General features: G+C 67.5%; 13 protein-coding genes. 11 read left to right on the top strand and 2 right to left on the bottom strand.

What is annotated here, in order from left to right:
• Nucleotides 1-685, top strand: a 685-nt coding sequence (locus tag ACEQX1_RS01345) for a uroporphyrinogen-III C-methyltransferase (RefSeq protein ID WP_370196439.1), incomplete at its 5' end; no start/stop codon positions are given.
• 789 nt (nucleotides 686-1,474) lie between these two features.
• On the opposite strand, the gene phnF is transcribed toward ACEQX1_RS01345, so the two are convergent.
• A complete protein-coding gene (gene phnF / locus ACEQX1_RS01340) occupies nucleotides 1,475-2,227 on the bottom strand; it encodes a phosphonate metabolism transcriptional regulator PhnF (protein ID WP_370196438.1) in 753 nt (250 codons plus the stop codon).
• A 29-nt stretch (nucleotides 2,228-2,256) separates the two neighbouring features.
• Nucleotides 2,257-3,465 (bottom strand): alpha-D-ribose 1-methylphosphonate 5-triphosphate diphosphatase, encoded by a 1,209-nt coding sequence (locus tag ACEQX1_RS01335; protein WP_370195842.1) that lies wholly within the window; start codon nucleotides 3,463-3,465, stop codon nucleotides 2,257-2,259.
• Nucleotides 3,466-3,536: 71 nt separating this feature from the next.
• Between ACEQX1_RS01335 and ACEQX1_RS01330 the strand changes: the two genes are divergently transcribed.
• The 10 genes from ACEQX1_RS01330 (at nucleotide 3,537) to ACEQX1_RS01285 (ending at nucleotide 11,402) form a co-directional block, all read left to right on the top strand.
• Nucleotides 3,537-4,394, top strand: a complete 858-nt coding sequence (locus tag ACEQX1_RS01330) for a PhnD/SsuA/transferrin family substrate-binding protein (protein WP_370195841.1) — start codon at nucleotides 3,537-3,539, stop codon at nucleotides 4,392-4,394.
• A gap of 86 nt (nucleotides 4,395-4,480) precedes the next feature.
• Nucleotides 4,481-5,257, top strand: coding sequence for a phosphonate ABC transporter ATP-binding protein (locus tag ACEQX1_RS01325; RefSeq protein WP_370195840.1), 777 nt, complete (start codon nucleotides 4,481-4,483; stop codon nucleotides 5,255-5,257).
• Nucleotides 5,250-6,056, top strand: coding sequence for a phosphonate ABC transporter, permease protein PhnE (gene phnE / locus ACEQX1_RS01320; protein WP_370195839.1), 807 nt, complete (start codon nucleotides 5,250-5,252; stop codon nucleotides 6,054-6,056). Before ACEQX1_RS01325 ends, phnE begins: the two co-directional genes overlap by 8 nt.
• A gap of 113 nt (nucleotides 6,057-6,169) precedes the next feature.
• Nucleotides 6,170-6,643, top strand: coding sequence for a phosphonate C-P lyase system protein PhnG (phnG, locus tag ACEQX1_RS01315; protein WP_370195838.1), 474 nt, complete (start codon nucleotides 6,170-6,172; stop codon nucleotides 6,641-6,643).
• Between the two features lie 11 nt (nucleotides 6,644-6,654).
• Complete coding sequence (phnH, locus tag ACEQX1_RS01310) at nucleotides 6,655-7,251, top strand: phosphonate C-P lyase system protein PhnH (protein WP_370196437.1); 597 nt, start codon at nucleotides 6,655-6,657, stop codon at nucleotides 7,249-7,251.
• A 1-nt stretch (nucleotide 7,252) separates the two neighbouring features.
• Entirely contained in the window at nucleotides 7,253-8,383 is a 1,131-nt protein-coding gene (locus ACEQX1_RS01305; protein ID WP_370195836.1) for a carbon-phosphorus lyase complex subunit PhnI, read from the top strand.
• Nucleotides 8,380-9,276, top strand: a complete 897-nt coding sequence (locus tag ACEQX1_RS01300; RefSeq protein WP_370195835.1) for an alpha-D-ribose 1-methylphosphonate 5-phosphate C-P-lyase PhnJ — start codon at nucleotides 8,380-8,382, stop codon at nucleotides 9,274-9,276. The genes ACEQX1_RS01305 and ACEQX1_RS01300 overlap by 4 nt, the downstream gene beginning before the upstream one ends.
• A gap of 5 nt (nucleotides 9,277-9,281) precedes the next feature.
• Nucleotides 9,282-10,061, top strand: coding sequence for a phosphonate C-P lyase system protein PhnK (gene phnK / locus ACEQX1_RS01295; RefSeq protein WP_370196440.1), 780 nt, complete (start codon nucleotides 9,282-9,284; stop codon nucleotides 10,059-10,061).
• Nucleotides 10,062-10,064: 3 nt separating this feature from the next.
• Nucleotides 10,065-10,787 (top strand): phosphonate C-P lyase system protein PhnL, encoded by a 723-nt coding sequence (phnL, locus tag ACEQX1_RS01290; RefSeq protein ID WP_370195834.1) that lies wholly within the window; start codon nucleotides 10,065-10,067, stop codon nucleotides 10,785-10,787.
• Nucleotides 10,788-11,402, top strand: coding sequence for a DapH/DapD/GlmU-related protein (locus tag ACEQX1_RS01285; RefSeq protein WP_370195833.1), 615 nt, complete (start codon nucleotides 10,788-10,790; stop codon nucleotides 11,400-11,402).
• Nucleotides 11,403-11,421 lie beyond the last annotated feature (19 nt).

Genomic DNA, 11,421 nt, shown 5'->3' with positions numbered 1-11,421 from the left:
GCTGGTCGGCAAGCGCGCCGCCCGCGACAGCTGCCGCCAGGAAGACATCAACGCCATGATGGTCAGCTTCGCCAAGGCGGGCAAGCACGTGGTGCGGCTGAAATCCGGCGACGTGTCGGTGTTCGGCCGGGCCGGCGAGGAGCTGGACGAGCTGGCCCGCGAGAACATTCCGGTCGCCATCGTGCCGGGCATCACCGCCGCCTCGGCGCTGGCGGCGAGCTTCGGCGTGTCGCTGACCCATCGCGACCGGGCCCAGCAGCTGCGTTTCGTCACCGGCCATTCCAAGAAGGGCGGCCTGCCGGAGGACCTCGACTGGCATGCGCTGGCCGACGATCACGCCACCACCGTCTTCTACATGGGCGGCCGGATGGCGGCGAAGATCGCCGAGCGCCTGATCCATCACGGCCTGCCGGCCACGACCCCGGTCGCCGTTGCCGCCAACCTGTCGCGCGACGACGAGACCCGCGCCGCCGGCACGCTCGCCGATCTCGGCGCCGTCGTCGCCCGGATCGGCGTCGACCGCCCGATCCTGATCGGTGTCGGCCGGGTGTTTGCGGAGCGCGCACGGTCCACAAGCACCATTGCGCCTGCGCGCGGATGCACGATCACCGGAGAGGCACACCGCGCCTGGCGCGGACCTCCCAACGCAACTGACGATCTGGAGGCTCTCGTCGACGCGTGCTGATGATCGCTCATTTAGAATGGGCCGGTTGCAGCCGGGCAGCTCTCCGGGAAAAGAGGTGACGAAGCCGACGTTCGACTGACAGCCCTATTTGGTCGCAGAATGGAAGTCAGCAGGCTTCTTGGCGACCCATTTTACGAAGCGCGCGACCGTCTGATTGTCCGTAAGGGGCGTCCCGCTTTCTGCGTGGCGGACCAGTTCGCTCGCAGTGAAATTGGCGTCGATGGTCTCTCGGCAGATGGGATGGACAGGAACGGTGTCTCGGCCACCCCGGCTTTTGGGGATCGGGTGGAAGCGATCCACGGTCTCACCCAGCAATCGGCCGCATAGCCAGCACGGTTCCGGAGGCTCGGCATCGGCTGTCTGGTTCTCAAGCCAACTTGCGTGCCGAATTTTTCGCGCCATCTCACAGCTCCTATTGCGCAGAACACGGTGCGGCATTGTGCTGTGGCACTATCTGCATTCGGCGCGAGTGATGGGCCGACTTCACGCGGTCGGTCAAGTCTCGGCGCCATCTTTGACTAACGCAAAGGGGCCGAAAGCGGACTGGCAGCATCGGGGCGTTGCACGCGGAGAGCTGCCGTCCCGTTCTCGGCCCAGTCTTATCGACGCCGTGAAGCGTCCACCAGAAGCCGACTTAGCGTGTGAGTGCCTCTCAAGGTCCGCGTCAAGCCGGATGCCGCCCTCGTTCGGCGCCGGTGCGCAGGCCTTCGGCCATGACGCGAAAGGCCTCGATCCCCCTCGGCAGGACAGCGTGGGATTCGTCGCCGGTTGCACCGGCTCCTGCGGCGCTCAGAAAACGAAATCGACCGACGTGAGCAGCCAGCAGCCGGTGCCCCATTCGATCCGGTTCCCCGCCGCGTCGCCATTGACGGCACTGGTGCGGAAGACCGGCGTGCTGGGCGTGAGCTCCAGCTGGCTCGCCTCCTCGGCGGTGGCAAAGCCTCCGCTGATCCGCGTCTCGATCCGTCGATACTTGCCGATGCCATGTGCGACGAACACATCGGTGACCGATTGCCGCCGCGCATAGACGGCGGCGAAGTCCGGCAGGAGCCTTGCGGGCAGGATCTTGGTGCTGGCGTGGATCGGCTGTCCATCGGCCGAGCGCACGCGGCGGAGCCGGATGACCGGAGCGCCGACAGGCAGATGCAACTGCGCGGCGGCTGCCGCGTCAGCCTCCTCTTCTACCAGCACCAGCGTGCGCGTCTCGACCAGTTTGCCGTCGGAGCGCAAGCTGTCGAAGAAACGACTGCCGTCGCGCACCGACAGCACCGAGGGCGGGCTGCGCACGAACACGCCGACGCCCTTTCGTGAGGTGAGATGCCCTTCCTGCTGCAACTGCAGCAGCGCCTGACGAAGCGTGATGCGGGTGACGCCGAATTTCTCGGCCAGATGGACCTCGCCCGGCAACTGGCTGCCCGGGCGCAGCCGCCCATCCTCGACAAGCGCCAGGACATAATCGTGGATCTGCTGCCAGATCGGCATGTCGCTGCGCGGCCGCAAAACCAGATCGCCGAAATCCGGCGTCGCGGCGTCGTTTTCCATCTCCTGCGGGGCGGTGCTGCTCATGGGCCCTACCCCGCCGCCATCTCGGGGGTCGCCTGGACCGGTGCCGCCAGAGGCGACTCCTCCAGTGCCCGACGTGCATACACGATGCGCCCGCCGACCATCGTCGCCACGATTTCCGGATGCCGCATGTCAGCCATGTCGACCAGGATGAGATCCGCCCGCTTGCCAATCGTCAGACTGCCGCGATCCTCAAGGCCCGCGGCGCGCGCAGCGTTGCCGGAGACAAGCGGCCAGTAATGCGCCAGCGCGTCCACGTCGCCATCGGCCAGAGCGAAGGCCGCATGCAGCGGAGACGGATAGTGATAGTCGCTGGTCAGCACCGTGCAATGGCCCGATGCGACCGCTTCGCGCGCATCCATCGCCTTGTTGTGGCTGCCGCCGCGCACGACATTCGGCGCGCCCAGAATGACGTCCTCCCCGCCGGCACGGGCCTCCGCGGCGGTCTCGGTATTCAGCGGAAACTCGCAGGAGCGCGCGCCGAGCGCCCGGAACCGGGCGCGCTCCTCGGGCGTGGCCTCGTCATGCGCCAGCAGGACATTGCCCCCGGCCTTTGCTGCCGCCGCGAGCTCGGCGATGGCGCCCGGCACGTCGTCACGCCGCGCCCACACGGCGTCGAGCAGCGCCATGTAGTCCTCGCGCGACAGGCCGGAGCGCTCCGCCATCTGGCCGATCTTGCGCGCGATCGTTCCTTTCAGCACCGAGCCGGTCGTGTGGTCGTTGAAGGCGAGGATCGGCAAAGGCTCCAGCGACAGCCACTCGGTCACCTCGGCGACCGCGTCGAGTGCGAAGGTTTCCCAGCGCAGATGCAGCCGCGTGTCGCAGTTCAGATGCGGGCGCAGGGCCTGGAGCGATCCGATGAAGCTGCGTGCCGCGTCGAGCGAGCGAAGCCCCGGCTCCCAGGAGATCGTCACGCCGTGAAACGCCGTGGTGATGCCGTTGCCAACGAGCTGGCGATCGGTGTCGCGCAGCGCCAGACCGACATCGAAGCGCACGCCGGGCCGCGGCATGATCTGCCGCTCGAAGGCGTCGCCATGGATGTCGACAATGCCGGGCAAGACCAGCAGCCCTTCGGCATTCAGTCGCCGCGGACGCTCGGCCCGGTCGACGATTTGCTCGCCCGCGACGTGCAGTCCGCGCTCATGCCAGCTGTCGCCGGCCAGCGTCCTCGCGTTCTCGATCAGCCACGCCATCTCGGCCCCTCGTGCTTTTGTCATTCATGCGTCACCTGCTGTCTATACAGGTAGCTGCGAACCCGGTGCCCTGTCTATACAGAAGGACAAACAGAATGCTTCGTTCGCTGGTTTTCGCTCTCGCCGCCACGGTGGTCACCTCGGTGACGGCCATCGCCGAACCCGTCCGCTTCGCTGTCACCGACATCGAGGGGCTCGAAGCCCTGCAGCAGGAATTTGGGGGTTTCCAGGAAGCGCTCGAAGCCGAGACCGGCCTCGATATCGAGCTGATCTCCGTCAGTTCGCGCACGGCGGCCGTCGAGGCGCTGAACGCCGGACAGGTCGAGCTGGTCCTGACCGGCCCCGCCGAATACGTGGTGATGAAGGAGTTGAGCGATCCGCGCATCGTGGTCGCCTGGCAGCGCCCGGACTATTTCGCCCAGCTCGCCGTTCTCGCCGACGGCCCGATCCGCACCATCGCGGACCTGAAGGGCAAGAAGATCGCCTTCGGTTCGGTCGGCTCGACCTCGCAGCATCTGGGACCCGCCCAGGCGCTCGCAGACCAGGGCGTGAACTACGGCGTCGACTACGAGCCGGTGATCATTTCGCGCAACGTCGCGGCCGAGGCCCTGATCCGCGGCGACATCGCCGCGATGGGGCTCAATTTCGACCATCTCAACTCGATCCGGGCCGCCTTCCCCGACAAGGCCTTTGCCGTCGTCGCCCGCGGCCGCGATCTGCCCAATGACATCCTCGTTGCCCGCAAGGACATTCCCGAAGACGTCTACGAGACGATCCGCGATGCCTTTCTCGAGAACGGCAACGAACTGATGAGCGCCGTCCTCAAGGGCGAGGACAATCAGAAGTTCAAGGGCGGCACCTTCCTGACCGACATCGACGACAGCGAGTACGACTATGTGCGCTCGATGTATCGCACCATCGGCGTCGACACCTTCACCGCCTTCGTCGAATGAGCGTTCTCCTGGACCAGACGGCGGCCGCGAAGGCCGGTCCGTTTCACGCGGCCCTGTCGGCTCCCCCTTGCCGGGAGCCGGAACGATTGGATGTCCCACCGGCCACGGCGCCGGGGGCAACGATCATCACCACCCGTGATCTCGGCAAAGCCTACGCCAACGGCCGCCATGTCTTCACCGGTGTGAAGATCGACATCGGGAGCGATCAGCGTGTCGCGCTGATCGGCTCGAACGGCGCCGGCAAGTCGACGCTGCTCAAATGCCTCGTCGGCCTGCTGCCGCTCAGCGACGGCGAGATCATGACCTTGGGCGAGACCTTCCAGTCGGCCCCGAGCGGCGCGCAATTGCAGCGCCTTCGGCGGCAGATCGGTTTCGTCTTCCAGAACCACGGACTGGTCGGGCGCCAGTCGGTGCTCACCAACGTCGTCCAGGGCAAGCTCGGCCTGCCCGGCGGATGGCGGGCCTGGCATCACGCCCTCGCCCGCGAGGACTGGCGCGAGGAAGCGATGCAGGTGCTGGCCGACGTGCGCCTTGCCGACAAGGCCTGCGCCCGCGCCGACCAGCTTTCCGGCGGTCAAGCCCAGCGCATTGCCATTGCGCGCGCGCTGATCAGAAAGCCGAAGCTGCTGATCGCCGACGAGCCCGCCGCGAGCCTCGACCCCTCGGTCGGTCGCGAGATCATGACGATCTTCTCCGACCTCGCCTCCGAGCACGGCATCACGCTGGTCTACACCACGCACGATATGGAGCATGCGATGCACTATTCGGACCGGATCATCGCCTTGAAGGCCGGCCGGGTGCATTTCGATCTCCCAACTCCGATGGTCGATCGGCAGCAGATGGAAGACGTCTTTAATGGGTGACGCGCCGGCCCGGATGCGCGCGCCCTCGCGTCTGCCCTCGATCTCGCCGGTCAGCTTCACGCTGCTCGTCGCCTTTGCAGCGGTCTTCCTGGTCTCGCTCGGCCAGGTCGCCCCGTCGCCCGAGCGGCTCGCCGCCGGGGCGCCGCAGATGGTCGAGCTGATCGGCCGCATGCTGCCGCCCAATCTGGAACCGACCTTCCTCCAGCGCATGGGCTGGCGCATTCTCGAAACCCTGCAGATCGCGCTCGTCGGCACGGTCATCGGCGTCGTCATCAGCCTGCCGGTCGGCTGGCTCGCAGCGCGCGGCATCTCCCCGCTCGGGGCGTTCCGGCAGCTGCCACGGGGGATCATCTCGCTGTTTCGGACCATCCCGGATCTCGTATGGGCACTGGTCTTCGTCTCGACGGTCGGGCTCGGCGCAATTGCCGGCACCATGACGATCGTCGTCGACACGATCGGCTTCTGCGGCCGGTTCTTCGCCGAAGCCATGGAAGAGGCCGACAAGAAGCCGCAGGAGGCCTTGCGGGCGATCGGCGCCTCGCGGGTCAGTATCCTCTTCGGGGCCACGCTGCCGAGCATCATGCCGACGCTGATCAACAGCTCGCTCTTTGCGCTGGAGAAGGGGGTCCGCTCCTCGGTCGTCCTCGGCCTTGTCGGCGCCGGCGGCATTGGCCAGGAGCTGAAGGTTGCCTTCGACCTCTTCCAGTACCGCAACGCCTCGGCGATCATCCTCGCGATCTTCGCGATCGTGCTGGTGATGGAATATTTCACCGACCGGCTGCGTGCCCGGTTCGAGTGAGCCGGCCATCGCAAGCCTGACGACTGACACCGCCAAAGCGGGTCCTGTCGGATCCGCGCTGAGTGTCTCAGCCGACCGACGCCATCAGACCAGACCACAACGGACAGAATGCCATGCTCTCCTCGGACAACCACTCCTCCGATCCCAGCCGGCCCGCGCGCCGCCGCGCCATGGAAGCCTTTGCAGCCACCAATGCGCAGACGCTCGCGACGGCCTGGGACGCGATCGCCGGCGAAGTGCCGGTGACAAGCCTGCGCGGCCCCGAGGTCGGGCTTGTCATGCTGCAGGGCCGGATCGGCGGCAGCGGCGCACCGTTCAATATCGGCGAGGCCAGCGTCACGCGCGCCAGCATGCGCCTCGCCTCGGGCGAAGTCGGCCACGCGATGATCATGGGTCGCGACGCCGACCACGCGCGCCTCGCCGCGCAACTCGATGCCGGCTGGCAGCGCGACGACTGGCGAGCCGCGATCGAAGCCATGGTCGTTGGCCCCGCATTGACGAAGCAGGAGAAGGCCGACCGGCGCTCCGCCGAGGAGACCGAGGCGACGCGCGTCGACTTCTTCACGATGGTTCGGGGCGACGAATGATGACCAGCACAATGACCACTGCATCCCTCGAAGGTGGCTTCGCCGACCCCGTCTTCGATGCCCAGGCCGCCTTTTCCGCGATCATGAATGCCTTTGCCCGGCCGGGCACGATCGTCGATCTTGGCGCGTTGGCCGCGCCGCCATCGACTGTCCCACCGGCGGCGGGGGCGATCCTTGCCGCGCTGGCCGACTACGACACGCCCCTCTGGCTCGACCCTGCGGCTCCCGGCGCCGGTGTCGCCGAATGGCTTGCCTTCCACACCGGTGCGGCGATCGTTCCCGAACCGCAGGCTGCCGCCTTCGCCCTCGTCTGCGACCCGACCAAGCTGCCAGCCCTGTCGGATTTTTCCGCCAGCACTGCGGCTTATCCCGATCGTTCGGCAACGCTGATCCTTTGCCTTCCCGCTCTTCGGGGCGGCGAGAGGCTGCAGCTGATCGGCCCCGGCATAGAGACGTCCGCCACCGTCAGCCCGTGCGGACTGCCGGACTTCTTCCTCAAGGATTGGGCAGACAATCGCGGCCTTTATCCCCGCGGCATCGACATGCTGCTTGTTTCCGGCAGCGAAGCCCTGGGCCTGCCGCGCACCACCCAGATCGGAGATCGCTGAGATGTATGTCGCCGCCAAGGGAGGCGAAGCCGCAATCGCCAGCGCCCACCGTCTTCTCGCCGACCGTCGTCGCGGCAGCCGCGACGTCCCGGCACTGACACTGGAGCAGATCGCCGGTCAGCTGGCGCTCGCCGTCGACCGGGCGATGGCCGAGGGCTCGCTCTACGATCCCCAACTCGCCGCGATGGCCGTGCGTCAGGCCCGAGGTGATCTGATCGAAGCGATCTTCCTGATCCGCGCCTATCGCACCACCCTTCCCCGTTTCGGCAATTCGCAGCCGCTTCAGACGGAGACCATGCGGATCGAACGGCGGGTGTCGGCAACCTACAAGGATCTGCCGGGCGGCCAGTTGCTGGGCCCGACCTTCGACTACACCCATCGGCTAATCGACCCGGACATGGCGGGCGACGCGCCGGTCGAGGCCGGCGCGCGTCGCGACTGGCCGGGCGAAGCCTGTCCGCGCGTGACCGACATTCTCGGCGCCGACGGCCTGATCGAGCCGGACGGCGACGGGCCGGACGGCAAGCCGGGTGATCTGACCCGCGAGCCGATGGAATTTCCCGCCGGCCGTGACCTGCGATTGCAGGCACTGGCGCGCGGCGACGAGGGCTTCCTCCTGTCGCTCGCCTATTCGACCCAGCGCGGCTTTGCCCGCTCGCATCCCTTCGTCGGCGAAATCCGCATCGGCCTCGTCGATGTCGTGATGGACATGCCCGAAGTCGGTTTTCCGGTGACCATCGGTCGGGTCCGGATGACCGAGTGCCAGATGGTCAACCAGTTCCGGGGCTCGGCCAAGCAGCCGCCGCAATTCACCCGCGGCTACGGACTGGTCTTCGGCCAGTCCGAGCGCAAGGCGATGGCCATGAGCCTGGTCGACCGGGCGCTCAGGGCCGACGAGTTCGGCGAGGAACGCACCGCCCCCGCGCAGGACGAGGAGTTCGTCATCGCCCATTCCGACAATGTCCAGGCGACCGGCTTCGTCGAGCACCTCAAGCTGCCGCACTATGTCGACTTCCAGGCCGAGCTCGATCTGGTGCGCCGCATGCGCCGGGAGCACGCCGCGCGAGACATCGATGAGGGCAACGGAGAGACCGGCGACGACGAAGCTGCCGCGCGGGAGGCCGCAGAATGACCGCTGCCCTGCCCGCCTACAACTTCGCCTATCTCGACGAACAGACCAAGCGGATGATCCGCCGTGCGATCCTCAAGGCGATCGCAATCCCCGGTTACCAGGTCCCCTTCGCCTCACGCGAAATGCCGATGCCCTACGGCTGGGGCACCGGCGGGGTGCAGGTGACCGCAGCGATCCTCGGTCCGAACGACGTCCTGAAGGTCATCGACCAGGGCGCCGACGACACCACCAATGCCGTGTCGATCCGCGCCTTCTTCGAGAAGACCGCGCGGGTCGCCACGACGACGCGGACGAGCGAGGCGACGATCGTCCAGACCCGTCACCGCATTCCCGAGACGCCGCTCACCGCCGGCCAGATCATCGTCTACCAGGTGCCGATCCCCGAGCCCCTGCGGTTTCTCGAGCCGCGTGAAACCGAGACGCGGGTGATGCATGCGCTGGAGGAATACGGGCTGATGCATGTGAAGCTCTACGAGGACATCGCCCGCCACGGCCACATCGCCACCACCTATGCCTATCCGGTGAAGGTCGAGGGCCGCTATGTGATGGATCCCTCGCCGATCCCGAAATTCGACAATCCGAAAATGCACCGCTCGCCGGCCCTGCAGCTCTTCGGCGCCGGGCGTGAGAAGCGGATCTACGCCCTGCCGCCCTTCACCGACGTCGTGTCGCTGGATTTCGAGGACCACCCCTTCGCCGTCCAGGCTTTCGACCGCCCCTGTGCCCTCTGCGGCGCCGAGAACGTCTATCTCGACGAGGTTGTGACCGACGACCGCGGCGGGCGGATGTTCGTCTGCTCCGACACAGACCATTGCGAAACGCGGCGCGAGGCCGGCCACGCCGGCGACGGTGGACCGGCTCCACGGCACGAGAACAGGCAGGGCGAGGCATGACATCGATGGACCAGGCATCGCCGCTTCTCACCGTTCGCGACCTCACCCGCCGCTATGGCGCTCGGGTCGGCTGTGAAGCCGTTTCCTTCGACGTCTGGCCCGGCGAGGTCGTCGCCATCGTCGGCGAGTCCGGCTCCGGCAAGACGACGCTGCTGAACTGCATCGCAGCCCGCATGGCCCCGACGTCGGGCAGCGTTTCCTACGCCATGCGCGACGGCACGTTGCGCGATCTCGCCAGCCTCGGCGAGGCCGAACGGCGCCTCCTGATGCGCACCGACTGGGGCTTCGTCCACCAGCATGCGGCCGACGGCCTGCGGATGCGGGTGTCGGCCGGCGCCAATGTCGGCGAACGGCTGATGGCGGTGGGCGAGCGCCATTATGGTGGCATTCGCGAGAGCGCCACCGACTGGCTGGGACGCGTCGAGATCGCCGAGGACCGCATCGACGACCGCCCGGACGCCTTCTCCGGCGGCATGCGCCAGCGCCTGCAGATCGCCCGCAATCTCGTCACCCGGCCGCGCCTCGTCTTCATGGACGAGCCGACCGGCGGGCTCGACGTCTCGGTCCAGGCGCGGCTTCTCGACCTGATCCGCTCGCTGGTCGCCGAGATGGGCCTGTCGGTGGTGATCGTCACCCACGACCTCGCGGTGGCGCGGCTTCTGTCGCAGCGCATGATCGTCATGAAGGCCGGTCGCGTGATCGAACAGGGCCTGACCGACCGGGTCCTCGACGACCCGCACCATGCCTACACCCAGCTCCTTGTTGCCTCGATCCCGGAAAGCTGAGCCATGTCCGTGCCTTCCCAGCCGATCCTCACGGCCCGCGACGTCGCCAAGTCCTTCACCATGCATCTGCGCGGCGGCATTCGCCTGCCGGTCGTCGAGGCGGCCTCCTTCACCGTCGCGCCCGGCGAATGCGTCGTGCTGGGCGGCCCATCGGGGGTCGGCAAATCGTCGATCCTGCGCATGGTCTATGGAAACTACGCCGTCGATGCCGGGGAAATCCTGATCCGCGACGGGGCCACTGGCAACGAGATGGACCTCGCCACCGGCGACCCGCGCCGGATCATCGCCCTTCGCCGCGACGCGATCGGCTATGTCAGCCAGTTCCTGCGCGCCATCCCGCGCGTGCCGGCGCTCGACGTCGTCGCTGAGCCGCTCGTCGCCCGCGGCATCGCGCCCGAGGCGGCGCGCGAACGGGCTCGCGTTCTGCTGGCCCGCCTCAATCTGCCCGAGCCGCTGTTCGAGCTGCCGCCCGCCACCTTCTCCGGCGGCGAGAAGCAGCGGGTGAACATCGCCCGCGGCTTCATCACCGACCACCCGCTGCTGCTGCTCGACGAACCGACCGCCTCGCTCGACGCGCAGAACCGCGACGTGGTCTGCGAGATGATCGAGGCCAAGACCGTGGCGGGCACCGCCGTGCTCGGCATCTTCCACGATGCGGCGGTGCGCGAGCGGATCGCGACGCGGATCATCGACGTCTCCGCCTTCTCCGCCCGCAAGGCGGCCTGAATGCCGAAGCTCTCCCTATCGCCGCTGGTTCACCCCAGCGCCGAGATCGAGGATTGCGCTCTCGGGCGCTACACCGAGATCGCCGAACGCTGCCGCCTGACCGAGACCGTCCTCGGCGACTATTCCCACGTGATGGAAGACGGCAGCATCTGGTGCACGGCGATCGGCAAGTTCGTGAACATCGCCGCTTGCGTCCGCATCAACGCCACCAACCACCCGACATGGCGCGCCACCCAGCACCATTTCACCTACCGGGCCGGTGATTATTTCGATGGTGAAGAGAACGAAGCGTGCTTCTTCGCCTGGCGCCGCGCGCACCGGGTCGCCATCGGCCACGATGTCTGGATCGGCCATGGCGCGACGATCCTGCCCGGTGTCACCATCGGCAACGGCGCCGTGATCGGCGCGGGCGCGGTCGTCTCGAAGGACGTGCCGGCTTACACGATCGTCGGCGGCGTTCCCGCCCGGCCGATCCGGCCGCGTTTTGCCGCCGAGATCGGCGCTCGCATGGATGCGCTGGCGTGGTGGGACTGGCCGCACGAGACGCTGCGCACCGCCCTCGCCGACTTCCAGAGCCTTGATGCACAGGCGTTTCTCGACCGGCACGGCGGATAATCCGCCGCGCTTCGATGCT

It is taken from the genome of Aurantimonas sp. (assembly GCF_964217435.1).
Lineage (GTDB): Bacteria > Pseudomonadota > Alphaproteobacteria > Rhizobiales > Rhizobiaceae > Aurantimonas > Aurantimonas coralicida.
The sequence above is the reverse complement of the archived record's forward strand: the minus strand, read 5'-3'. Positions and strand labels throughout refer to the sequence as shown.

What these genes read in the sequence shown, in the direction of transcription:
- ACEQX1_RS01305 (WP_370195836.1), top strand. Translation starts at nt 7,253, where the DNA reads ATGTATGTCGCCGCCAAGGGAGGCGAAGCCGCAATCGCCAGCGCCCAC.
- phnG (WP_370195838.1), top strand. Translation starts at nt 6,170, where the DNA reads ATGCTCTCCTCGGACAACCACTCCTCCGATCCCAGCCGGCCCGCGCGC.
- phnL (WP_370195834.1), top strand. Translation starts at nt 10,065, where the DNA reads ATGTCCGTGCCTTCCCAGCCGATCCTCACGGCCCGCGACGTCGCCAAG.
- phnF (WP_370196438.1), bottom strand. Translation starts at nt 2,227, where the DNA reads ATGGAAAACGACGCCGCGACGCCGGATTTCGGCGATCTGGTTTTGCGG.
- ACEQX1_RS01330 (WP_370195841.1), top strand. Translation starts at nt 3,537, where the DNA reads ATGCTTCGTTCGCTGGTTTTCGCTCTCGCCGCCACGGTGGTCACCTCG.
- ACEQX1_RS01285 (WP_370195833.1), top strand. Translation starts at nt 10,788, where the DNA reads ATGCCGAAGCTCTCCCTATCGCCGCTGGTTCACCCCAGCGCCGAGATC.
- phnE (WP_370195839.1), top strand. Translation starts at nt 5,250, where the DNA reads ATGGGTGACGCGCCGGCCCGGATGCGCGCGCCCTCGCGTCTGCCCTCG.
- phnH (WP_370196437.1), top strand. Translation starts at nt 6,655, where the DNA reads ATGACCACTGCATCCCTCGAAGGTGGCTTCGCCGACCCCGTCTTCGAT.
- ACEQX1_RS01300 (WP_370195835.1), top strand. Translation starts at nt 8,380, where the DNA reads ATGACCGCTGCCCTGCCCGCCTACAACTTCGCCTATCTCGACGAACAG.
- ACEQX1_RS01335 (WP_370195842.1), bottom strand. Translation starts at nt 3,465, where the DNA reads ATGACAAAAGCACGAGGGGCCGAGATGGCGTGGCTGATCGAGAACGCG.
- phnK (WP_370196440.1), top strand. Translation starts at nt 9,282, where the DNA reads ATGGACCAGGCATCGCCGCTTCTCACCGTTCGCGACCTCACCCGCCGC.